At 60.7% G+C, this 21,941-nt stretch carries 17 protein-coding genes and 1 tRNA gene; 14 read left to right on the forward strand and 4 right to left on the reverse strand.

Annotated elements, in window-relative coordinates; all coding sequences use genetic code 11:
• Positions 1–35: 35 nt before the first annotated feature.
• The 6 genes from AACY19_RS03405 to pgaD all read left to right on the forward strand — a co-directional run bounded on the left by AACY19_RS03405 (position 36) and on the right by pgaD (position 9,096).
• Positions 36–671 carry an NADH:ubiquinone oxidoreductase subunit N gene (locus AACY19_RS03405; protein ID WP_339447952.1) on the forward strand — a complete coding sequence of 212 codons (636 nt, stop codon included), beginning with the start codon at positions 36–38 and terminating at the stop codon, positions 669–671.
• 292 nt (positions 672–963) lie between these two features.
• Positions 964–2,469, forward strand: coding sequence for a YdgA family protein (locus AACY19_RS03410; protein ID WP_339447954.1), 1,506 nt, complete (start codon positions 964–966; stop codon positions 2,467–2,469).
• 255 nt (positions 2,470–2,724) lie between these two features.
• A complete protein-coding gene (pgaA, locus tag AACY19_RS03415) occupies positions 2,725–5,205 on the forward strand; it encodes a poly-beta-1,6 N-acetyl-D-glucosamine export porin PgaA (RefSeq protein WP_339447956.1) in 2,481 nt (826 codons plus the stop codon).
• Between the two features lie 12 nt (positions 5,206–5,217).
• A complete protein-coding gene (gene pgaB / locus AACY19_RS03420; RefSeq protein WP_339447958.1) occupies positions 5,218–7,215 on the forward strand; it encodes a poly-beta-1,6-N-acetyl-D-glucosamine N-deacetylase PgaB in 1,998 nt (665 codons plus the stop codon).
• A 1-nt stretch (position 7,216) separates the two neighbouring features.
• Entirely contained in the window at positions 7,217–8,572 is a 1,356-nt protein-coding gene (gene pgaC, locus AACY19_RS03425; RefSeq protein WP_339447960.1) for a poly-beta-1,6-N-acetyl-D-glucosamine synthase, read from the forward strand.
• Complete coding sequence (gene pgaD / locus AACY19_RS03430) at positions 8,569–9,096, forward strand: poly-beta-1,6-N-acetyl-D-glucosamine biosynthesis protein PgaD (RefSeq protein WP_339447962.1); 528 nt, start codon at positions 8,569–8,571, stop codon at positions 9,094–9,096. The genes pgaC and pgaD overlap by 4 nt, the downstream gene beginning before the upstream one ends.
• 52 nt (positions 9,097–9,148) lie before the next feature.
• Here the strand turns inward: pgaD and AACY19_RS03435 are convergent, their stop codons facing one another.
• Entirely contained in the window at positions 9,149–10,672 is a 1,524-nt protein-coding gene (locus AACY19_RS03435; protein WP_339447964.1) for an FAD-dependent oxidoreductase, read from the reverse strand.
• 139 nt (positions 10,673–10,811) lie between these two features.
• On the opposite strand from AACY19_RS03435, the gene AACY19_RS03440 reads away from it, so the two are divergent.
• The 5 genes from AACY19_RS03440 to AACY19_RS03460 all read left to right on the forward strand — a co-directional run bounded on the left by AACY19_RS03440 (position 10,812) and on the right by AACY19_RS03460 (position 14,625).
• On the forward strand, positions 10,812–11,372 hold the full coding sequence (locus tag AACY19_RS03440; RefSeq protein ID WP_339447966.1) for a YbhB/YbcL family Raf kinase inhibitor-like protein: 561 nt from the start codon (positions 10,812–10,814) through the stop codon (positions 11,370–11,372).
• An 87-nt stretch (positions 11,373–11,459) separates the two neighbouring features.
• Positions 11,460–13,139: a vWA domain-containing protein gene (locus AACY19_RS03445; RefSeq protein ID WP_339447968.1), complete on the forward strand. Its 1,680-nt coding sequence runs from the start codon at positions 11,460–11,462 to the stop codon at positions 13,137–13,139.
• A 30-nt stretch (positions 13,140–13,169) separates the two neighbouring features.
• Positions 13,170–13,751: an RNA polymerase sigma factor gene (locus AACY19_RS03450; protein ID WP_339448881.1), complete on the forward strand. Its 582-nt coding sequence runs from the start codon at positions 13,170–13,172 to the stop codon at positions 13,749–13,751.
• Complete coding sequence (locus AACY19_RS03455; protein ID WP_339447970.1) at positions 13,748–14,338, forward strand: hypothetical protein; 591 nt, start codon at positions 13,748–13,750, stop codon at positions 14,336–14,338. The genes AACY19_RS03450 and AACY19_RS03455 overlap by 4 nt, the downstream gene beginning before the upstream one ends.
• A gap of 20 nt (positions 14,339–14,358) precedes the next feature.
• Positions 14,359–14,625, forward strand: coding sequence for a hypothetical protein (locus tag AACY19_RS03460; RefSeq protein ID WP_339448882.1), 267 nt, complete (start codon positions 14,359–14,361; stop codon positions 14,623–14,625).
• Between the two features lie 70 nt (positions 14,626–14,695).
• Here AACY19_RS03460 and AACY19_RS03465 read toward each other — a convergent pair.
• Positions 14,696–14,772, reverse strand: a tRNA-Arg gene (locus tag AACY19_RS03465).
• Positions 14,773–15,213: 441 nt separating this feature from the next.
• Between AACY19_RS03465 and gabD the strand changes: the two genes are divergently transcribed.
• The 3 genes from gabD (at position 15,214) to AACY19_RS03480 (ending at position 19,466) form a co-directional block, all read left to right on the forward strand.
• The gene (gene gabD / locus AACY19_RS03470) at positions 15,214–16,656 is read left to right on the forward strand and encodes an NADP-dependent succinate-semialdehyde dehydrogenase (RefSeq protein ID WP_339447972.1); all 1,443 of its coding nucleotides are present in this window, start codon (positions 15,214–15,216) and stop codon (positions 16,654–16,656) included.
• Positions 16,657–16,841: 185 nt separating this feature from the next.
• Complete coding sequence (gabT, locus tag AACY19_RS03475; RefSeq protein WP_339447974.1) at positions 16,842–18,119, forward strand: 4-aminobutyrate--2-oxoglutarate transaminase; 1,278 nt, start codon at positions 16,842–16,844, stop codon at positions 18,117–18,119.
• Positions 18,120–18,254: 135 nt separating this feature from the next.
• Positions 18,255–19,466, forward strand: coding sequence for a response regulator (locus tag AACY19_RS03480; protein WP_339447976.1), 1,212 nt, complete (start codon positions 18,255–18,257; stop codon positions 19,464–19,466).
• A gap of 80 nt (positions 19,467–19,546) precedes the next feature.
• Here AACY19_RS03480 and AACY19_RS03485 read toward each other — a convergent pair whose 3' ends face one another.
• Both AACY19_RS03485 and desA read right to left on the reverse strand, forming a co-directional pair.
• Positions 19,547–20,536: a GGDEF domain-containing protein gene (locus AACY19_RS03485; protein ID WP_339447978.1), complete on the reverse strand. Its 990-nt coding sequence runs from the start codon at positions 20,534–20,536 to the stop codon at positions 19,547–19,549.
• A 144-nt stretch (positions 20,537–20,680) separates the two neighbouring features.
• A complete protein-coding gene (gene desA / locus AACY19_RS03490; protein ID WP_339447980.1) occupies positions 20,681–21,865 on the reverse strand; it encodes a delta-9 fatty acid desaturase DesA in 1,185 nt (394 codons plus the stop codon).
• Between the last annotated feature and the right edge of the window lie 76 nt (positions 21,866–21,941).

Genomic DNA, 21,941 nt, shown 5'->3' on the forward strand with positions numbered 1-21,941 from the left:
GCACATTGCTAGCGCTGGTCTAGGGGAAACCAATAATGAAAAACCCTTACGCTCTCGGCTTCTGGTGCGCCCTGGTCGCACTGGTGCTGCTGTCGGCCACCTATTTCTACGGCATCATGCTGGCCCATCAGATCGACAAGGCCATGATCTTCCTCGACAGCGCCGTCGCGCTGATCGCGGTCATGGCAATCGTTGTGGTGGCCTGGGCGTCGGTGCAAGTGCAGCGGGTCAAGAAACGGCAGCTTGAACAGGGCAAGACCCTGGTGCTGATCTGGGACACCAAAGTCGCCCTGCGCCGGGTCGAAACCGTGTTCGACCGGTATTTCTGGGGCAGCTACTGGCAGCCGGGGCGCACGTTCGCTGAGGTCATGGGCGAACTCACCGGCACGCCGCTGGAAAAAAGCCTCGAGGCGCTGAAAAAGCAGTGCCTGGAGCTCGACAAGCAGATCGCCGACGAGGGCTGGCACTGGCTCAACAATGCCCGTGAATTGTCCGATGTCGCCACGGCCATGGCCCGCGAGCGCTACCAACTGGATTTCTGCGATCCGCGCGCTGACGGGCCGGGCGGGGCGGTGATCGATCGGGATTTTGAAGTGCTGGTGTACACCTGGACTGCGCGGCTCAAAAGCTTTGATCATCAGCTCGATGAGATCGAGGTTCAGTATTCATGAATGGCGTTTGAATCATCTGGCCGCTTCGCGAGCAAGCCCGCTCCCACAGGTACGGCGTTGTCCCTGTGGGAGCGGGCTTGCTCGCGAAGGCGGCTACATCAACAGCGAAACTCTCAATGCCCGCCCACTGTCCACTCTCCCCATAGACACTCTTTAACCTTTAAACATTGGGCCACCACCCGCGCCCAGTGCTAATCTCCACCGCTAATTTCAGCGGAGTCGAGCCGCGACCCGGTCACGGGTTCAGGGAAGACGACCACACTCACAGCCACGGAAATCGATCAGGTCATTCATGAATAAATCAGCAGGCGTGCTCCTCGGAATTGTTGTTGCCATCGGCGCGATCAGCGCAGGCGGGGCCTGGTACACCGGGACCAAAATCGAAGGCGTGCTGAACAACGCCGTCAGCAACGCCAACAAAGAGCTGCAAACCGCCATGGCCGGCTCCAACGGCACCGCGTCGCTGGAACTGGTGTCGCTGGAACGTCACACCTTCACCAGCACCGCGCACTACCGCCTCAAGGGCGAAGGCGAGATGTTTGGCGACAAGCCGGTCGAATTGCTCTTCGTCGATCACATCGAACACGGCCCGCTGCCGTTCTCGCGTCTGGTATCGCTGAAGTGGCTGCCGGTCATGGCCACCAGCAACTACGAACTGGAAAAGAGCCCGGCCACCGAAAAATGGTTCGCCGCCACCAATGGCGCCGCGCCGCTCAAGGGCGTGACCAGCATCGGCTACGACGAATCCACCACCAGCTCCCTCGAACTGCTGCCGTTTGAAACCGCACTGGACGAACAATCGAGCCTGAAGTTTTCTGGCCTGACCATGGACATCTCCGCCAGTGCCCAGGCGCAAAAGGTCAAAGCCAACGGTTACATGGACAACCTGAAACTGGTCACGGTGGCTGAAGATCAGGCGCCGGTGCAGGTCGAGCTCAAAGGCCTGACCCTGGCCAGCAACCTCGCCAAAAGCAGCTACGGCTACTACACCGGCGAAAACACTCTGGAGCTGACCGACAGCAAAACCACCTTCGGGCCCAAGCAATCGGTGCTGGGTGTGAAGAAATTCGAAATGAAGAACCTCACCGAAGAAAGCGGCAGCAATGCGTCCGGTCGTGCTGACTACAAGATTGGCGAAATCAGCCTTAACGACAAGAAAATCGGCTCGGCGAACATGGCCATGAGCCTGAAAAATCTCGACATTCCGTCGACGATGTCGCTGATGCAGATCTACCAGACCAAACTGCAGCCATACGAGAAAGCCGCTGCCGAGGCCGCCGCTCAAGGTCTGCCAGCGCCAGAGCTGAACCTCACCGAAGCGGAAAGTGCGCAAGTCAAAGCCGACCTGCAAAAACTCCTGGCGGCCGGCCCGCAGATTGCCCTGGAAAACCTCTCGTTCAATACCGCCAACGGTGAGAGCCGCGCCAACCTGGTCATCGACCTGACCAAGCCGCAATCGATGGATCTGCCGCCGGATCAACTGGGCAAACAATTGATCGCACTGCTTGACCTCAATATCCAGGTGTCCAAGCCAATGCTGGTCGATCTGCTTAGCGTGCAGGCGCAACTCGATGGTCAGACCGATGCGAAAGCCATCGTCGATCAGTCAAAAGAAGCGGCTGACATGTTCGCAGGCATGGCAGTCGGTTCGCAGTTGGCAGTTGTCGAGGGCACCAACGTGGTGACCAAGCTGCATTACGCCGCCAATCAGGTCGAATTCAACGGCCAGAAGATGACCGTCGAGCAGTTCGTCAGCTTCCTGATGAGCAAGTTCGCAGGCGTCACGCAAGTGCAGTAATTCTGCGTCGTTAATAGCAACGCCCGGCCTCTGCTGAACAGACGCCGGGCGTTTTGCTGTCTGGCGTTCGGGTTTCGGTCCTCCGGCTGAGCCGTTCTCGGGAATCTGAACAATTATTGTGTTCTGAGGATTGGTCGACGTCTGCGTGCAAGACTGCCTGACTAAGCTTGGCCGTTGGATGTGCATGGGCGGCCACCGTTACGAATGGGCAAGGAGGGCATCGCGACCCGGCTGGCCATGTAAGGATGCTGACGAATGCCGCGTATTGATGTTCCTGTACTGCATCGTGGTTTACGCCCTTTGTTTCGTGTTGCGCTGTGCAGCCAGTTGCTCTGGCCGGCACTGGCGCTCGCCGATACACCCTATGATCAGATGGTGCGCGACGCCCGTGCCGGGCAGTACACGCCTGCGCTGACGGTCTTGCGTCAGGTCCCGCCGGGGCAGTCAACCAACGGGCAGATCAGCGATCACATGCAAATCGCCAGTTGGGCGGGCCTCGACGCCGAAGTGGTGCAGGTCTATGAAACCCAGGGTCGCGACCGTGTGCTGCCGGTGCAGGCGCTGACCGCCACCGCTCGCGCCTATCGCAACCTCAAACGCTGGGATCAGGCCACTCGGGTGTACAACAAGGCCCTGGCGCTGGAGCCGGACAACGCCGATCTGCAACTCGGTCTGGCCTTGACCCAGGCCGATGCCGGCAAGCCCGACGAAGCGGTGACTCGCGCCAAGGCGCTGGTCGCAGCCAAACCCGATGATCCTTCTCGCCGTCTCGCGCTGGGCTACGCGCTGACCCGTGCCGGCAAGCAATACGACGCGCTGTTCGAATACGATCAAGCCTTCAAACGCGCCGGCAGCAAACCCGAAGTCGCCAGCGAATACGTGGTCGCCCTGCAAAAGGCGCGTCTGCCGGAACCGGCGCTGCGTCTGGCCAATCAACGTCCGGGCCTGATCGATCCGGTGACCCGGCGCCGCCTCGAAGGCGATCTGGCCGCCGAACGCGTGCGCCTCGCCGAACTCGCCACTCGCAGCGAAAAAGAGCGCTACGTCATCGCTGACCGCGCGCTGGCCGACTACGACAAATTGCTCGCCACCTGGGCGCCGGATGCCACTGCCCATGACGACGTGACCCGCTGGCGCATCGACCGCATGGGCGCGCTCAAGGCCCGGGCGCGCACCGCCGACGTCATCAGTGAATACCAGAAACTGCAAGCCGAAGGCGTGAAGATTCCGACTTACGCCCTGCGCTGGGTCGCGTCGTCTTACCTCGATCAGCGCGAGCCGGAAATCGCCACTGACCTCTACCGTCAGGTGCTTTCGGCGTCGGACGCCGATGTCGGTGATCGCCTCGAAGACAGCGCGGCGCTGTACTACTCGCTGCTCGAAAGCGACCGCGCCGATGAAGCGCGCAAGGTCGCCGAAGACCTGGCCAAATCCCAGCGTCCGCGCATCGAGCTAAAGGGCTTGCCAATCGGCAATCCTAACGATGAGTGGATGGACGCCCAGCAACTCGCTGCGCAGGCCGGCACTTACGGCTCCGATTTACCGCACGGTGAAGAGCGTTTGCAGACGCTGGTCGATCAGGCGCCGGGCAACATCGGCTTGCGTCTGGCCCAAGCCGATCTGTACCTGGCTCGCAACTGGCCGCGCCGCGCAGAAATGCAGCTCAAGGAAACCGAGAGCATAGTGCCGCGCGACATGGGCCTGGAAATTGCCCAGGCGCGCACGGCGATGGAACTGCAGGAATGGCGGCAAATGGATGCGCTGACCGACGATGTCGTCGCGCGGAATCCGGATAACCGCCAGGTTCAGCGTCTGGCCCGCGAGCGCGAAGTCCACGACATGTCCGAGCTGCGCGTCGAAGCCTACGGCGGCAAGGCCAACGGCGGTGGCGACAGCGACGCTGGCGCCGTCAGCGGCAGCCGCGACTTCGGTATTCAGAGCACCCTTTACAGCCCGCCGATTGATGAAGACTGGCGGGTGTTTGCCGGGGTCGGCTATGCCACCGGCGACTTTACCGAAGGTACCGGCCACCACCGTTTCCAGCGCGTTGGCCTGGAGCGGCGCACCCGCGACATGACCCTCGAAGCCGAAGTCTCCAATCACGATTATGGCTACGGTGACAAACAGGGCGCGCGGCTGGCAATCGCCCGTGACATCAACGATCACTGGCAGTATGGCGGCAGCCTCCAATACCTCTCGGCTGAAACACCGCTGCGCGCGCTCAACAGCGACATCAAGGCCAACGGCGGCAGCGGTTTCATCCGCTGGCGCGGCAACGAAAGTCGCGAGTGGCGCCTGTCGGTCAGCCCGTCGCACTTCAGCGACGGCAACAACCGCGTCGAGGCTTTGCTGACCGGTCGCGAGGGCATCTACAGCGCGCCGAACCTGCAGGTCGATGCAGGCCTGGAAGTCGGCACCAGCCATAACTCGAAGTCCGATGACGTGCCGTACTTCAACCCAAAATCCGACTTCAGCGTGATGCCGCTGGTCAACGTCAATCACGTGCTCTACCACCGCTATGAGACGTCCTGGAGCCAGCAATTCCAGGCTGGCGCGGGTACTTACAGCCAGCGTGATCACGGCACTGGCGGCATGGCGTTGCTCGGTTACGGCCAGCGTTATGCCTGGAACGACGTGTTCGAGGTGGGCGGTTTGTTCAGTGTGATCAACCGGCCCTACGACGGTGATCGGGAGACCGATCTGCGTCTGCTCGTCGACCTCACTTTCCGCTTCTAGAAGAGTTTGAAGATGCCTTTGATTTCGCGTTTCATCCTTCTGCTGGGAGTGCTGTTGATCAGCGCTTGCGCCCAGCAAGCTCCGGCCTTCACACCGCCGTCCGAGCGTCCGCTGGCGGCCAGTGAAAAACCGTGGCCGAAAAACCACGTGCTCGGCATTGCCTACCACGATGTCGAAGACCGCGACCCCGATCAGGCCGTGGTCGCCGTGCGCACCGAGCGCATGATCGAACAACTCGCCTGGCTGCGCGAGAACGGCTACAAGCCGGTGACGGTCGATCAGATCATGGCCGCGCGCAAGGGCGGCCCGGCGTTACCGGCCAAGGCGATTCTGCTCAGCTTCGACGACGGTTATTCGAGCTTTTACACCCGCGTGCTGCCGGTGCTGCGCGCCTACAACTGGCCCGCGCTGCTGGCGCCGGTGGGCAGCTGGATCGATACCCCGCTCAATCAACCGGTGGATTTTGCCGGTGCGCCGCGTGCGCGTTCAGACTTTCTGACCTGGGATCAGGTGCGCGAGATTTCCCGGTCCGGTCTGGTGGAAATCGCTGCCCATACCGATGCCAATCACAAGGGCATCCTCGCCAATCCGCAAGGCAACCTGCAGCCTGCCGCCGCGACCCGGCGTTACGATCCGGCGACCAAACGCTATGAATCCGAGGCCGAATTCCAGGCCCGGATTCGCATCGACGTGAACAACATCTCGGAGAAAATCCGCAAGGTTACTGGCAAGAAACCGCGCGTCTGGGTCTGGCCTTACGGCACCGCCGACGGCACCTCGCTGACCGTGGTGGGCGAGGAGGGCTACGAAATGGCCCTGACCCTCGACGACGGTCTCGACACCCTCGACAACCTGATGAGCAGTCCGCGTTTCCTCGTTGCCTCCGACCCCGATGGCGAGCACTTCGCCAACAGCGTCGTCGGCGTGCAATCGAATTTCGCCATGCGCGTGGTGCATGTGGATCTGGACAACGTCTACGATCCTGACCCGGCGCAGCAGGACATCAACCTCGGCAAACTGGTCCAGCGCATGGCTGACATGGGCGCCAACACGGTGTTCCTGCAAGCCTTCGCCGACCCCAAGGGCGATGGTTTGGTGCACTCGCTGTACTTCCCCAACCGCCACTTGCCGGTGCGCGCCGATATCTTCGACCGCGTGGCCTGGCAATTACGCACCCGCGCCCATGTGAAAGTCTTTGCCTGGATGCCGGTGCTGAGTTTCGGCCTCGACTCTAAACTGCCGCGCGTTACCCGCTGGGACCCGAAAACCGGCATCACGGCGGTCGATCCCGACCAGTACCAGCGCCTGTCACCGTTCGACCCGGAGGTGCGGCGGATCATCGGTGAAATCTACGAAGACGTCGCGCGGCTGACGTCGGTCGACGGCATTCTTTATCACGATGACGCGGTACTCTCGGACTTCGAAGACGCCAGCCCCGAGGCCTTGAAAACCTATGCCGCCCACGGCTTGCCAGGTTCGATTGCGGCGCTGCGCGATGACCCGGCGGCCATGCAGCGCTGGACCCGTTTCAAGAGCCAATACCTCATCGATTTCACCAACGAGCTGACGGCCAAGGTTCGCGCCATTCGTGGCCCGCAGGTGCTGACTGCACGCAATATTTTCGCCGAGCCGATGCTCAATCCCGAGAGCGAAGCGTGGTTTGCGCAGAACCTCGACGACTTCCTCGTGACCTACGACTGGACGGCGCCGATGGCCATGCCGTTGATGGAAAAACAAACCCAGGCGCAATCCGGCCCTTGGCTGGAAGCGCTGGTAGCCACGGTCAGGAAACGCCCTGGGGCACTGGATCGCACAGTGTTCGAATTGCAGGCGCGGGACTGGACGAAAAAGGATCAGGCCGACATCGACGGTGCGCATCTGGCGGACTGGATGGGCCGTCTCAAGCGTCAAGGCGCGACCAGTTTCGGTTACTACCCGGACAACTTCCTCGACAACCTGCCGGACCTGAAAACCGTAAGGCCTGCGCTTTCCAACAAATGGAATCCATAACATGCTGGATAGACTGTTAGCCCTGCTTGTTCTGGCGCTCGTACTCGGCCTGCCGCTGGGCCTGATCTTCCTGGTCACCGGGCAGTTCCTGATGGACTTCGTGTTCTTCTACCCGTTGTTCATGTCCGGGTTGTGGATTTCTGGCGGTCTGTATTTCTGGCTGCATTGGGAGCGCCACTGGCCCTGGAAAGACGACACGCTGCCGCCCCCGCTGGAAGGCGAGCCGCTGATCTCGATCCTGATCCCTTGCTACAACGAAGGCGAGAACGCCGCCGACACGATCCACGCGGCACTGGCCCAGCATTACCCGAACATCGAAGTCATCGCGATCAATGACGGCTCCAAGGACAACACGGCCGAGGTGCTCGACGCACTGGCCAAGGAAGATCCGCGCCTGCGGGTGCTGCACCTGGCGGAAAACCAGGGCAAGGCTGTCGCTCTGCGCATGGGCGCCATTGCTGCGCGCAGTGAGTATCTGGTGTGCATCGACGGTGACGCGCTGCTGGCGCCGAACACGGCGGCCTATCTGGTCGCACCGATGCTGGATAACGCCCGCCTCGGCGCGGTGACCGGCAACCCGCGGATTCGCACGCGGTCGACGCTGGTCGGGCGGGTGCAGGTCGGCGAGTTCTCCTCGATCATCGGCCTGATCAAACGCACGCAGCGGGTGTTCGGGCGGATCTTCACCGTGTCCGGCGTGATCGTCGCGTTCCGCCGTTCGGCGCTGAACCGGGTCGGCTACTGGAGCCCGGACATGATCACCGAAGACATCGACATCAGCTGGAAGCTGCAACTCGATCACTGGAGCATCTTCTACGAGCCCCGCGCACTGTGCTGGATTCTGATGCCGGAAACCCTTGGCGGCTTGTGGAAGCAGCGGCTGCGCTGGGCTCAGGGCGGTGCCGAAGTGCTGTTCAAGAACATTCGCGGCATCTGGCAGTACCGCCATCGTTACCTGTGGCCGCTGCTGTTCGAATACTGTCTGTCGACCGGTTGGGCCTTCACGTTCCTGCTGTCAGTGATTTTCTGGGGCGTGGGCAAGTTCGTGGTGATGCCGGAGGCCATCGCTGTTGATCACTTGATGCCGCCGGCGTTTACCGGATTGTTGCTGGCCTTCGTCTGCCTGGTGCAGTTCGCCGTCAGCATCATCATCGACCGCCGTTACGAACCCGGGCTGGGCAGGACCATGTTCTGGGTGGTCTGGTACCCGATTGCGTTCTGGTTCGTCAGCCTGCTGACCACGCTGGTGAGCTTTCCCAAAGTATTGTTCGGCCAACATCAGAAACGTGCGCGTTGGGTCAGTCCCGACCGTGGCATCAAACCGATCGGGGACGACGAAGAGGAGGTCATCAAATGAAAATCATCCGGACCCGCCAGCGACCATTTCTGGTCGTGGTCGATGTGTTCCTCACGGTAGTGGCGTGGGTCGGCCTGCTGTTTCTGCTGGTACGTGGACTCTGGCCGTTGATCGAAACCCACACCGCTGGGCCGCGCATCGACAACCCGGCGTTCGACGCGCTGGGAACGTTGCAGATTTACCTGTGGGTGGCGCTGGTCAACGCGGTCATCCTGATTGGCTGGGCGCGCTATCAACAGCGCAAAAGTCGCAGCTTCGCCCAGCGCCGTTTGCCGTCGCCGGTGATTGACGATGAAGGGCTGAGCAAGAGTTTCAAACTCTGCGATGAACGCTTGCAGAAATTGCGCACGCCCGGGGTGATGACCATCCATAACGATCAGGAAGGTGATATCAGTCATGTGGTGACGCATTTCTGGCCGGTGCAGCAGGAGAAATTGCCACCGCCACTGGCACCGCTGGAGCATCCGCGAGTGATCTTTCTGCATGCCGAAGATGACGATAACCGTGAGCCTCTGCCGCGTTGATTGATTGCTCCCATGCTCCCGCGTGGGAGCAATCAAGCACGATCAGCGCGGGTCAGGCCTGGATCAGTGCCCAGGCTTCCTCCATCGGCAAGGGCTGCTTCATCCGCTCGGCCAGCAAGGCCATGGCGCGTTCCTTTTCGCAGGCGACTGCGGCGACCAACACACCATTGCGGCCAAACAGGCCAATGAACGGTGGATGTTCGGGCTCGCCAAGAAACTCCACCTCATCCCAATGCTCGGCGTGTCCGAGGTAGTCGTAGTTCTTGCCGAAATGCCAGGTCCAGAAAAACGGCACGTCGAGGTAATGTTCTTCGCCACCGAGCATATTGGCAGCGGCGATGCGTGCGTGTTGCTGGGCCAGGCGCCAGTGTTCGATGCGCTGCAACTGGCCGTTCAGCGCAAACGTGGCGATGTCGCCGATGGCCCAAAGATTTTCGCTCACGCGCATCCCGCCATCTACGCGCAGTGACTGGTCCTTTTCCCTTGGCAGTGACGCGAATGCTTCTGTCGCCGGATGAACGCCAACCCCGGCCAATATCAGATCCGCCGAGAGCTTTAATCCATTGCTGAGCAATACCGCTTCGACTTTGCCGTCGCCAATGATTGCTGTCGCCTCATGATCGTCGATGAATTTCACGCCATGTTCTTCATGCAGTGAGCGGATGGCCTTGCCCACGGCGTCACCGAATTGAGCGGCGAAGGGGATGGCGTGGCGGGCGAGCACGGTGACGTCGAGGCCATGCTGGCGCAGGGCCGAAGCGCATTCGAGGGCGATGAAACTGTCGCCGATGACCACTGCGCGTTGATCAGGGCTGGCGGCATTCATGATCTGTGCAGCCTGAGCTTTTGAGCGCAGCACGAAGACTTGCGGCAGGTCGGCACCGGGCAATTCCAATCGGTTCGGCTCTCCACCAGTGGCCAGCACAGCGGCGTCGTAGCGCAGGGGCTGGCCATCGCGCAGATGCAAAATCCTGTTTGCGGCGTCGAGCGAGATAAGCTCGTTCTCCAGTCGTTCGATGCGCTGTTCTGTATAGAAATTGTCATCTCGCAGCGGCGCCGTCTCCTCGGGCGGCATTTCCCCGGCGAGGACAAATTTGCTCAGCACCGTGCGGTCGTAACCGGCATCGGCCTCGCGGTCGATCATGACGATGCGACCACCGAAACCCTTTTCCCGCAGCGCCGCCGCACACGCGGTGCCAGCCGCGCCCGCGCCGACGATCACGAACGTGCGCGGATCATCCGCCGGTGGGGTGTGCGTATCCGGCAACGGTTGGTCATCGATCCACACCTCGTCGCCGCGCAACTCCAGTGGATATCGCTTGAGGCTGTCGAGGGCGGGCGGCTCACACAACGCGCCGTCTTCGGCGCGAAAAGCGGCCTTGTGCCACGGGCAGATCAACCGTCCGTGACACAAGGCGCCGTCAGCCAACGGCGCGCCGGCATGTGGGCATTCGCCCTGAAAGGCACGCAACTGCTCGCCTGCGCGCAGCAGCACAATCTTGCAGTCGCCGATTTCCACTTGCAGGCCACGGTCTTGCGGGACATCGGCGATACGGGCGACTCGGTGCAGGGACATGCTCGGCTTCCTCGCGGGTATTTCTCTTGTGAGTTTGCGCAGCCGTGCGAGGTTCAGCCATTTGCCACTGCCACCGCACGAACGGTACGGCTATAGTTTGCAGGCCGCCGACGGCCCAACTGCACAAGGTGCTCCCGGAATGACCCGATTGACCTCTCTCAACCCTTGGCTCGCCGCCGTTGCTGTCGCCCTTTGCGTGCAGTTTCCGGCGCAGGCCCAAGAGCGTTTCACCCTGAGCATCCCGGGTGTGTCCGATAACCGTCTGTTCACTGCGGCTGCGGCCAGCGATGCGCCCGGTTGCGGTGGCAAGAACCAGTCGCCGGCGTTGAGCTGGAACGCCGGCCCTGCGGGCACCCAGAGCTACGCCATTGTCATGCACGATCCGGACGGCCAGAAAGGTTTGGGCGTCGATCACTGGATTCACTACGGCATCAAGTCCACCACGCACCAGATTGCGGCGGGTGTCGGCGCCAAGTCCGCGTTCGAAGGCGTCGGCGGCACCAACAGCAAGGGCAACACCCATTACATGGGCCCATGCCCGCCAGTGGGCGACAGTGCGCACCACTACATCATCCAGATCTACGCGCTGGATCTGGCTCCGGATGCCTTGCCCGCCGGTCTGAGCCGCGCCGAGCTGATGGAAAAAATCAAAGGCCATGTGCTGCGTAACAGCAGTGTGGTGCGGCGTTATCACCGCTGAAAAAATTTTTGGCGGCGTTTAACCCGAACTGAAAGGGCTGCCCGTCTCAGTGGATGAATGATCAATTTCATCCCGAGGTCAGCCCCCATGTCACTTCCTCTTCTACGTCCAGTTGCGGTCGGTGTGCTGCTGGCGCTTGTCGGTTGCGGTGTTTCTTCCAAACCCGATTCCGCTGCTGTGCCAGCGCCGGCGCAGCCGCAAGTGCTGGTTCAGCAGGAAGCGATGCCGGTCGCTGGCGCGCAGGCCAAGCGCGTGGCACATCCGGCACCGGTTGCCGGTTTCGCCGTGATGCCGTCTGCGGACAGTTATCCACAGGGTTATCGCGATGAGCCGCGCGAGCAATATCAGGCGCTGGTCGATAACCCGATCCATAGCGTTGCCGAAACCCCGGTTTCAACCTTCAGTGCTGACGTCGATACCGGCGCCTATGCCAATGTCCGCCGCATGCTCAATCAGGGCCGTCTGCCTCCGGAAGGTGCCGTGCGGCTGGAGGAAATGGTCAATTACTTCCCCTACGACTACGCGTTACCCAGCGATGGCTCGCCGTTTGGCGTGACCACCGAACTGGCCGTCGCCCCGTGGAACCCGCACACCCGCTTGTTGCGTATTGGCATCAAGGCTTCCGACCTCACCGTGGCGGAACTGGCCCCGGCCAACCTGGTGTTTCTGGTGGATGTGTCCGGTTCGATGGATCGCCGCGAAGGCCTGCCGATGGTTAAAAGCACGCTGAAATTACTGGTCGATCAATTGCGCAACCAGGATCGAGTGTCACTGGTGGTGTATGCCGGCGAATCCAGAGTGGTGCTGGAGCCGACTTCCGGACGGGAGAAAGCGAAAATTCGTACAGCCATCGAGCAATTGACCGCCGGCGGTTCCACCGCAGGTGCCTCCGGTATCGAACTGGCCTACCAAATGGCACAGCAGGCCTTTATCCCTAAAGGGATCAATCGCATCCTGTTGGCCACCGACGGTGACTTCAATGTCGGCATCAGCGACTTCGACAGCCTCAAGCACATGGCTGTGGATAAACGCAAAACCGGGATTTCGCTGACGACCCTGGGTTTCGGTGTGGATAACTACAATGAACACCTGATGGAACAACTGGCCGACGCCGGCGATGGCAACTATGCCTACATCGACAACCTGCGCGAGGCGCGCAAAGTGCTGGTGGATCAATTGAGCTCGACCCTCGCCGTGGTGGCGAAAAACGTCAAGTTGCAGGTGGAATTCAACCCGGCGCAGGTCAGTGAATATCGTCTGCTCGGCTACGAAAACCGCGCGTTGAAGCGTGAGGATTTCAGCAATGACAAAGTCGATGCCGGCGAAATCGGCGCAGGACACACGGTGACCGCGTTGTACGAAATTGTTCCGGCGGGTGAGAAGGGGTGGCTGGAGCCGCTGCGTTACGGCAAGTCGGAGTCGGTTGTTTCGCGGCAAAATGGAGAATTGGCAATGCTGCGCGTGCGTTATCAACCGCCCGAAGGTGGGAAAAGTCTGTTGATTGAGCGTCCAATTGCCAATCAGGTCGCAACCGCCAGCGAGGATCTGCGTTTTGCTGCTGCGGTCGCGGCATTTTCCCAGCAACTCAAGGAGGATCGTTATACCGGCGACTTCAACCTGCAAGACACCGAAGCACTGGCCCGTGGTGCTCGTGGCGATGATCGCTTCGGCTTGCGCAACGAGTTCGTGCAACTGATCGAGCTGGCGCAGAGCCTGCGTATCTCGACCGCAGCGAACGTGCAGCCCGCTGAGCGACGGATTGAATAAGTGAGTCGTCTGAAAGGCTTCATCAGTCAGCTGTTTGCCTGCGCAGACAGCTCAACCGCCAGCAGCGATGAATCGCTGCTGGCGCGTTATCGCGAGGGCGACAGCGCGGCGTTCGAGATCTTGTACGCCCGCCATCGGCAGGGGTTGTATCGGTTTTTACTGGGGTTGAGCGGCAAGCCGGACCTGGCCGACGAAGTGTTCCAGGACACCTGGCTGAGCCTGATCCGCAGCGCCAGTCAGCCACAAGGCAGGGCGACTTTTCGCACATGGCTGTTCCAGATCGCCCGCAATCGCCTGATTGACCATTGGCGCAAACACGGCGCCCGGCAACCGCTGCACGACAGCTATGACGAACAAAGCCACGCGGTCAGCGATGAGGCGAATGATCCCGAACAACTGCTGAGCCTCAGCCGCGATAGCCAACGCCTGGAAAGCGCCCTGCAAATCCTGCCCGCTGATCAGCGCGAAGTGTTCCTGCTGCGTGCCCACGGCGATCTCGACCTGGCGCAAATCGCCAGCCTCACCGAAACACCGCTGGAAACCGTCAAAAGCCGCTTGCGCTACGCCCAGCAAAAACTGCGTCGGCTGCTGGCCGAGGAGGTACTGACATGACTGACGCCCGCCAGACACCCGAAGATCAACTGCTCAAGCATTACCGCGAACAGCACAACGCCGAGCCGCCAGCGCACCTCGATGCGTTTATCCTCAACGCGGCCCGTCGCGAGGTCCCGACGCCCAGACCAAGCCTGTTGCAACGCTGGCTCGATGCATGCCGCAAACCACGCTGGCAAGTCGCGTTCGCCAGTCTTGTTGGCGTCGCCCTGATGTTGTCGCTGGTGCAGCGCGCGCCCGAACCGCAAGGGCAATTCGACTTTGCCCCGGCAGCGAAACCCGCCGCACCGCTGGCGCGCAAGCAAGCGCCTGAAGCATTGTCCGCGCCTGCAGGAGCCATGCCCGCGCCCGCACCGATGGCAGAAATGGCTGCGCCCATGCAAAGCGAAGCCATCAGCGCTGACCAAGCCAGACTCAGCAAACGTGCCGCCGCCCCCGCCAATGGCCTCGATGCACAACTACGCGAAGTCCTGCGTCTGCGCGAAACCGGCCAATCGCAAGCGGCCGACAGCCTGTTCAACAACCTGCACAAACGCTACCCGAACACTGATCTCGACGCCCGATTTCAGCAGTTGCAGAAAAAATGACCGCCTCATCCCCGAGCCATTTGGCATTGCCCCGGAAAAACGCGCACTATCGGGTCATTGCCAAGACGCTGGAGGACAACGTGGCAGCAAAAATTGACCGCATTGCCCAACTGCTCAACTGCCCGGACAAGGGCGAAGAGATGCGGCGCGCTATTACCGAGGCACGTAAGGAATTTCTGCTTAACCAGTCACAAGAGGATGTCGTTGATGAAGACGACGTCTTTGAGGAGGAGATTGGGGAAGAGGACGACGATGATTACGATGAGTTTGATTGGACGACGGAGTGACGTCTGTCTTTGCGTCGCCCACAAAAAAGCCCCTGACCATCACAGTCCGGGGCTTTCTCGTTTAAATCAATGGTGCACCAGGCGGGATTCGAACCCACGACCCCTGCCTTCGGAGGGCAGTACTCTATCCAGCTGAGCTACTGGTGCAGCGGGCGACATCATACCTAGGTCGGCTCGGGGCGTCCATGCTGGGTTTGGCGTGGATTGTCAGTGCGCGTGTCGGCTGAAATCGCTGCATTCCATAAAGCTGTAACGTCCTGCAAAACCCTCGCTTGGCGCTTTGGCGGGGTTGATCTAAGGTTTTCATGCGCCGGGGGCTTTTGGCTCGTTGATCTGAAAAAACCGGCAAAAGCGGCGTTTTTGTTCTTTTTTTCGAACGACCTATTGTCCTTTAACCCCTTTGATCCTACGATCCGTTTGAGATTTCAAACGCTCGTTGACGGGGTGTTGAAGCGCCGGTGCTTCGAATCGTGCACTGTTCATGCGCCACACCTGGTCACTGATTTCCCTGACGGCAGCCTTGCGAGGCGCCTTTCTACAATCATAATTTGCTCCGCGCGGGCCGCGGTGCTGTTAAGGAAAGCCGACATGCAGCTTAAAGACACCCTGTTGTTCCGCCAGCAAGCCTTCATTGATGGCGCTTGGGTCGATGCGGACAACGGTCAGACGATCAAGGTCAACAACCCGGCCACCGGCGAAATCCTCGGCACCGTGCCGAAGATGGGCGCTGCCGAAACCCGTCGTGCCATCGAAGCCGCTGACAAGGCGCTGCCGGCATGGCGTGCACTGACCGCCAAGGAGCGTGCCGGCAAGCTGCGTCGCTGGTTCGAACTGATGATCGAAAATCAGGACGACCTCGCGCGCCTGATGACCCTCGAGCAGGGCAAGCCGCTGGCCGAAGCCAAGGGCGAAATCGTTTACGCCGCTTCGTTCATCGAGTGGTTCGCCGAAGAAGCCAAGCGCATCTACGGTGACGTCATACCAGGTCACCAGCCAGACAAGCGCCTGATCGTGATCAAGCAGCCAATCGGCGTGACCGCGGCAATCACCCCGTGGAACTTCCCGGCGGCGATGATCACCCGAAAGGCCGGCCCGGCATTGGCCGCCGGTTGCACCATGGTGCTCAAGCCTGCTTCGCAAACTCCGTTTTCTGCTTTCGCACTGGCCGAACTGGCCCAGCGCGCCGGCATTCCTGCGGGCGTGTTCAGCGTGGTTTCCGGCAGCGCCGGCGACATTGGCAGCGAGCTGACCAGCAACCCGATCGTGCGCAAGCTGTCCTTCACCGGTTCGACCGAAATCGGTCGTCAACTGATGTCGGAATGCGCCAAGGACATCAAGAAAGTCTCGCTGGAACTGGGTGGTAATGCACCGTTCATCGTGTTCGACGACGCCGACCTGGATAAGGCCGTCGAAGGCGCGATCATTTCCAAGTACCGCAACAACGGTCAGACCTGCGTCTGCGCCAACCGTTTGTACATTCAGGATTCGGTCTACGACGCGTTTGCCGAGAAGCTGAAAGTGGCCGTGGCCAAACTGAAGATCGGCAACGGTCTGGAAGACGGCACCACCACTGGCCCGCTGATCGACGAAAAAGCCGTGGCCAAGGTGCAAGAGCACATCGCTGACGCCGTATCCAAAGGCGCAACCGTACTGGCTGGCGGCAAGCAGATGGAAGGCAACTTCTTCGAACCGACCATCCTGACCAACGTGCCGAAAAACGCCGCCGTGGCCAAGGAAGAAACCTTCGGCCCGCTGGCGCCGCTGTTCCGTTTCAAAGACGAAGCCGAAGTGATCGCGATGTCCAACGACACCGAGTTCGGTCTGGCCTCCTACTTCTATGCTCGCGACCTGGGTCGCGTGTTCCGTGTGGCCGAAGCCTTGGAATACGGCATGGTCGGCGTCAATACCGGGCTGATCTCCAACGAAGTCGCGCCATTCGGCGGCATCAAGGCCTCGGGCCTGGGCCGTGAAGGCTCCAAGTACGGCATCGAGGATTACCTGGAAATCAAATACCTCTGCCTGGGCATCTAAGCCCGGACAAGGATCGCTGCAAACGCAAAGGGCACGAGAGCGCTGTCCCTTTGCGTCGTTTCAAACCGGAATTTTCTCTGCGGCCAGGAACGCCGTGGCAGTCGATCATCGCATGCTGCCACCGTCGATTTCTCCCGCTTAATCCTTGAACCACGCCGCCCGATGAGCGGCGAATGAGGACTGTAATGAGCAAGACTAACGCTGAACTGATGGCCCGTCGTACCGCAGCTGTTCCACGTGGTGTCGGCCAGATTCACCCGATCTTCGCTGAATCGGCCAAGAACGCTACCGTGACTGACGTTGAAGGTCGTGAGTTCATCGACTTCGCTGGCGGTATCGCTGTACTGAACACCGGCCACGTTCACCCGAAAATCATTGCCGCCGTGACTGAGCAGCTTAACAAGCTGACCCACACCTGCTTCCAGGTGCTGGCCTACGAGCCCTACGTTGAGCTGTGCGAAAAGATCAACGCCAAGGTGCCAGGTGATTTCGCCAAGAAAACCCTGCTGGTCACCACCGGTTCCGAAGCCGTCGAAAACGCCGTGAAAATCGCCCGTGCCGCCACTGGCCGCGCTGGTGTGATCGCGTTCACCGGTGCTTACCACGGTCGCACCATGATGACCCTGGGCCTGACCGGTAAGGTCGTGCCTTACTCGGCCGGCATGGGCCTGATGCCGGGCGGCATCTTCCGCGCGCTGTACCCGAACGAACTGCACGGCGTGAGCATCGACGACTCGATCGCTTCCATCGAACGCATCTTCAAGAACGACGCCGAGCCGAAAGACATCGCCGCGATCATCATCGAGCCTGTGCAGGGTGAAGGTGGTTTCTACGTCGCGCCGAAAGAATTCATGAAGCGTCTGCGCGCTCTGTGCGACCAGCACGGCATCCTGCTGATCGCTGACGAAGTGCAGACTGGCGCTGGCCGTACCGGTACGTTCTTCGCCATGGAGCAGATGGGCGTTGCTGCCGACCTGACCACCTTCGCCAAATCCATCGCTGGCGGGTTCCCGCTGGCCGGTGTGTGCGGCAAGGCCGAATACATGGACGCCATTGCTCCAGGCGGCCTGGGCGGCACCTACGCCGGCAGCCCGATCGCTTGCGCCGCTGCCCTGGCAGTGATGGAAGTGTTCGAAGAAGAAAACCTGCTGGATCGCTGCAAAGCAGTCGGCGAGCGTCTGGTCACTGGCCTGAAGGCTATCCAGGCCAAGTACCCGGTGATCGGCGAAGTCCGTGCCCTGGGTGCGATGATCGCGGTCGAGCTGTTCGAAAACGGCGACAGCCACAAGCCGAACGCCGCTGCTGTGGCGTCCGTTGTCGCCAAGGCTCGCGACAAGGGTCTGATCCTGCTGTCCTGCGGCACCTACGGTAACGTCCTGCGCGTACTGGTACCGCTGACTTCGCCGGACGAACAACTGGACAAAGGTCTGGCGATCATCGAAGAGTGCTTCTCCGAGCTCTGATCACCCCGTGTGACCTGATCGACAAAAAACCCGCTTCGGCGGGTTTTTTTTGCTCCTTGAAACACATCGACGCATTAGCGCTGTATCGAATCGCCAGCATTGGCTAAGGTTCAGGCATTGCAAGGGAGAGCGCGCATGACTGCCGTTGATTTACCCGCCGTACCAAGAGTGCTGATTGCCGAGGCCGACCCCTGGTCTCGCGACCTGCTCAAACAAGTGCTGTTGAACGTGCGTTGCGATGCACGGCTGGATTTGTGTGCCGATGGTCAGCAAGCGATATCGCTGCTGAGCGAAGTGCCGTATGACCTCGCTATCGTCGATTGGGAGCTGCCCGGCGTCGATGGCTTGAACGTGCTGCGCAGCGTGCGTCAGCGCAAACGCAATCCGCCGTTGCCGTTCATTCTGATGAGCAGCCGCAACGATAGCGCCAGTGTCCGTGAGGCCCTGCCGCTGGCACCGACGGCGTATCTGACCAAACCCCTGAACATGGAAAGCCTGACCGAGCGCTTGCAGGGTTTGCTGCTCCATGCCGGTGAAGAAGTGCTCTGTGAGGTGCCGGCGTTGGCGCCGGGCATGACCTTGTCGGTGTTTCTTGAGCGCCGTCGTGAGCAGGCCGACGGTGCGCCGTTGATGACCGACGTTCAGGTGGCCGTCAAACGCAGCCTTAATCCCGGCGGCCTGGATCTGAAACTGTTGGAAGAAGAGATAAAAACCGATCCACAGATCACCGCAGTGTTGATCGCCGCAGCCAACAGCGCTGCGCAACACCACGGCGCACCGGTGCAAACCCTGGCGCAGGCGCTGCATCGACTGGGCACCGGGCAGAGCATGAATCTGATTCTTGGGCTGGCGCTCAAGCGCAGTGCCAAGCTCAGTGACCCGTGTCTGGCGGATTACGCCGAGCGTTATTGGGGGCTGTCGCTGCACACCGCTGAGTACGCCCGCACGCTGGCGCGTCTGCTCGACCTGGATCAGGAGCGCTGCTATTGCGCGGGCATGCTCCATCGCCTGGGTGACCTGGCGTTGCTGCGTTGCTTGCAGGAATGGCAGCAGGCGGGTGGTGAGCTGGATGAACTGGAGGAAGTCGGCGAAGCGCTGGCGGAGTTTGGCGCGGCTTACGGGTCGGCTCTGCGCACCCGCTGGCGTCTGCCGTTGGAGCTGCGGGAGTTGATTGCGTCGGTCTACCAGCTCGGTGGCGGGGTGTATTCCCGTGAGGCGTTGGTGATGAACATGGCGGCGCAAATGGCACGCCTGACTGAACATGAAGGCATCGAGGAGTTGGCGAAGAGTCGCACGGCGCGATTGCTCAAGATCGGGCTGCCGGAGTTGATGCGGATGCGTAAATAACCCGCACTCACCGGCATGCCAAAGGTGGGAGCGAGCCTGCTCGCTCCCACAGTGGGATTGTGTTGAAGCGAGGGGCGGGGTCAGGCAGAGATGATGCGGTTCTTGCCCTGTCGCTTGGCCTCATACATTGCACCATCTGCGCGGGCGAACAGGCTGTCGAGGCTTTCGTCTTCTTCGGTGAGGCCGGTCAGGCCCTGACTGACGGTGATGCCGAATGTCCGGCCATCATGGCTGAAACGCAACCGCTGAATTTCCTGCTGCAGTCGTTCAGCCACTTGCATGGCCATGTCGGGCGCACATCCTGGAAACACCGCAGCAAACTCTTCACCGCCTATTCGCCCGAACAGATCCCCCCGACGCAACGACCCACGCCCGCACTCGGCAATCCGCTGTAGCACGTTGTCGCCTTCCGGGTGTCCGTAGCTGTCGTTGATTACCTTGAAGTCATCGATATCCAGCAGAAGAAACGCCAGCGGTGAGCCTTGCAGGCGAGCCTTTTCGAACTCATGCTGGGCACATTCGAAGAAATGGCGGCGGTTGCTGCTTTGCGTCAGTACGTCGGTCGTCGCCAGACGATGCAACTCGGTTTCCATTTGCTTCTTGTCGGTGATGTCCTCGGCGATACCGACGATGATCACCGGTTGCCCGGGTTCGTCCTGACGGTTGATGAAGCACTTGTCGCTGAGCCAGCGCACCTGGCCATCAGCGGCGATGATCCGATACTCGCGATCTTCCACCGCGCCCTTGTGCAGCACTTCGGCGAGGCTGCGTTCGGCGTAGTCCAGATCGTCGGGGTAGATGCTGTCGCGCCACTGGTTGTAGTCGGCCAGCAGAAGCGCTGCGGATCGGCCGAAAATCCGTTCATAGGCGGGGCTGACGTAAAGCACCTGCCGGGTTTCCCAGTTGAAGGCCCAGAGCACGGCGTTGACGCTGACCAGCAAAGAGCTGAACAGCTGCTCGCGTTCGCTCAGACGAGCGACTTCGCCTTGGGCGTGCATCAATGCCATAAGGGTTTGTGCGGCTTCAGGCCACTGCGGCAAGGATGAGTCTTGTTGGTTGTTATTGACCATCGGCACCAATCTCAAAAGGCGTGCCGGAAGTCGACAACGGCCACGGTACAACCCGCCGGAGGTGGCGAAGTGTCATTGAGATAGGGGATTGGAGGGGAAGTTCCAAAGGGTGCGCCCGGGTGGCGGGCGCACCGATCAATGGCTTCAGGCCGCTGCTGGACGCAGCGAGTAGGTTTTCAACTGGTCGGCGAACTCACGCAGGGACTGGATGCCGCTGGCCTCTGCTTCATGAATCCACTCCTTGATGGCGGCGAGCATGTCGTGGCCATTTGCGCTGGTCTTGACCCAGATCTGCTGCAAGGCCAGGCGTTTTTCGTAAATTACCTTCAACGACTGACTGTGCTCGAGCATGGTCTGGATGCGCAGGTGGTGACGATCCTCCAGCAGGCTGGTTTCGCGCGACAACAGACGCTTGGCGCGGTGGAACTGGTGCCGTACCGAATGATCGACCTTGGCCAGTTCCTGCTTGACCAGCGGCCCGATCACGAGCTTGCGGTACTGGGCCATGATCTGGAAGCGGTTGTTGAGGATTGCCATCGCGGTGTCCATATCCAGGCTGCCCTTGCCTTCGACGCGGTGGGCAATTGGCGCGACCCGCTGAACCTTGGCCAGATGCAGGAAACTGAAGACCTTGATCCATGCCCAGCCCAGATCGAACTCCCACTTCTTCACCGACAGCTTGGCCGAGTTAGGGTAGGTGTGATGGTTGTTATGCAGCTCTTCGCCGCCGATCAGGATGCCCCATGGCACCAGATTGGTCGCCGCATCGCGGCATTCGAAGTTACGGTAGCCGACGGCATGGCCGAGACCGTTGATCACGCCGGCGGCCCACACTGGAATCCACATCATCTGGATCGCCCAGATGGTGATGCCGATGGTGCCGAACAGCAGCAGGTCGATGACACCCATGATCGCCACACCCAGCAAAGGATAGCGGCTGTAGACGTTGCGCTCGATCCAGTCTTCCGGGCAGTTCTTGCCGTAGATGCGCAGGGTTTCCGGATTCTGCGCTTCAGCGCGGTACAGCTCGGCGCCGGTACGCAACACCGTCGACAAACCCTTGATGACCGGGCTGTGCGGGTCATCCTCGGTTTCGCATTTGGCATGGTGTTTACGGTGGATGGCGGTCCACTCGCGGGTGTTCTGCGCGGTGGTCAGCCACAGCCAGAAACGGAAGAAATGCTTCAGGCCGGCATTCAGCTCAAGGGAGCGATGGGCCGAGTAGCGGTGCAGATAGACCGTGACGGCAACAATCGTCACGTGGGTCATCAGCAGGGTGACTGCGACCAGAGACCAGGCCGACAAGCCAAGAAAACCTTCGTACCACATAGGCTATAGGGCCCTCGATAAAGATAAAAACAGCCGTTGCATTATCACCAAGCACACAGATAAAACCAGTCGCCCT

Origin of the sequence: Pseudomonas sp. EA_5y_Pfl2_R50 (assembly GCF_963970475.1) — a bacterium.
In the GTDB taxonomy this organism is placed as follows: domain Bacteria; phylum Pseudomonadota; class Gammaproteobacteria; order Pseudomonadales; family Pseudomonadaceae; genus Aquipseudomonas.

Excerpts from the sequence above, each read along its gene's own strand:
- AACY19_RS03405 (WP_339447952.1), top strand. The coding sequence starts at position 36 with ATGAAAAACCCTTACGCTCTCGGCTTCTGGTGCGCCCTGGTCGCACTG.
- AACY19_RS03410 (WP_339447954.1), top strand. The coding sequence starts at position 964 with ATGAATAAATCAGCAGGCGTGCTCCTCGGAATTGTTGTTGCCATCGGC.
- pgaA (WP_339447956.1), top strand. The coding sequence starts at position 2,725 with ATGCCGCGTATTGATGTTCCTGTACTGCATCGTGGTTTACGCCCTTTG.
- pgaB (WP_339447958.1), top strand. The coding sequence starts at position 5,218 with ATGCCTTTGATTTCGCGTTTCATCCTTCTGCTGGGAGTGCTGTTGATC.
- pgaC (WP_339447960.1), top strand. The coding sequence starts at position 7,217 with ATGCTGGATAGACTGTTAGCCCTGCTTGTTCTGGCGCTCGTACTCGGC.
- pgaD (WP_339447962.1), top strand. The coding sequence starts at position 8,569 with ATGAAAATCATCCGGACCCGCCAGCGACCATTTCTGGTCGTGGTCGAT.
- AACY19_RS03435 (WP_339447964.1), bottom strand. The coding sequence starts at position 10,672 with ATGTCCCTGCACCGAGTCGCCCGTATCGCCGATGTCCCGCAAGACCGT.
- AACY19_RS03440 (WP_339447966.1), top strand. The coding sequence starts at position 10,812 with ATGACCCGATTGACCTCTCTCAACCCTTGGCTCGCCGCCGTTGCTGTC.
- AACY19_RS03445 (WP_339447968.1), top strand. The coding sequence starts at position 11,460 with ATGTCACTTCCTCTTCTACGTCCAGTTGCGGTCGGTGTGCTGCTGGCG.
- AACY19_RS03455 (WP_339447970.1), top strand. The coding sequence starts at position 13,748 with ATGACTGACGCCCGCCAGACACCCGAAGATCAACTGCTCAAGCATTAC.
- gabD (WP_339447972.1), top strand. The coding sequence starts at position 15,214 with ATGCAGCTTAAAGACACCCTGTTGTTCCGCCAGCAAGCCTTCATTGAT.
- gabT (WP_339447974.1), top strand. The coding sequence starts at position 16,842 with ATGAGCAAGACTAACGCTGAACTGATGGCCCGTCGTACCGCAGCTGTT.
- AACY19_RS03480 (WP_339447976.1), top strand. The coding sequence starts at position 18,255 with ATGACTGCCGTTGATTTACCCGCCGTACCAAGAGTGCTGATTGCCGAG.
- AACY19_RS03485 (WP_339447978.1), bottom strand. The coding sequence starts at position 20,536 with ATGGTCAATAACAACCAACAAGACTCATCCTTGCCGCAGTGGCCTGAA.
- desA (WP_339447980.1), bottom strand. The coding sequence starts at position 21,865 with ATGTGGTACGAAGGTTTTCTTGGCTTGTCGGCCTGGTCTCTGGTCGCA.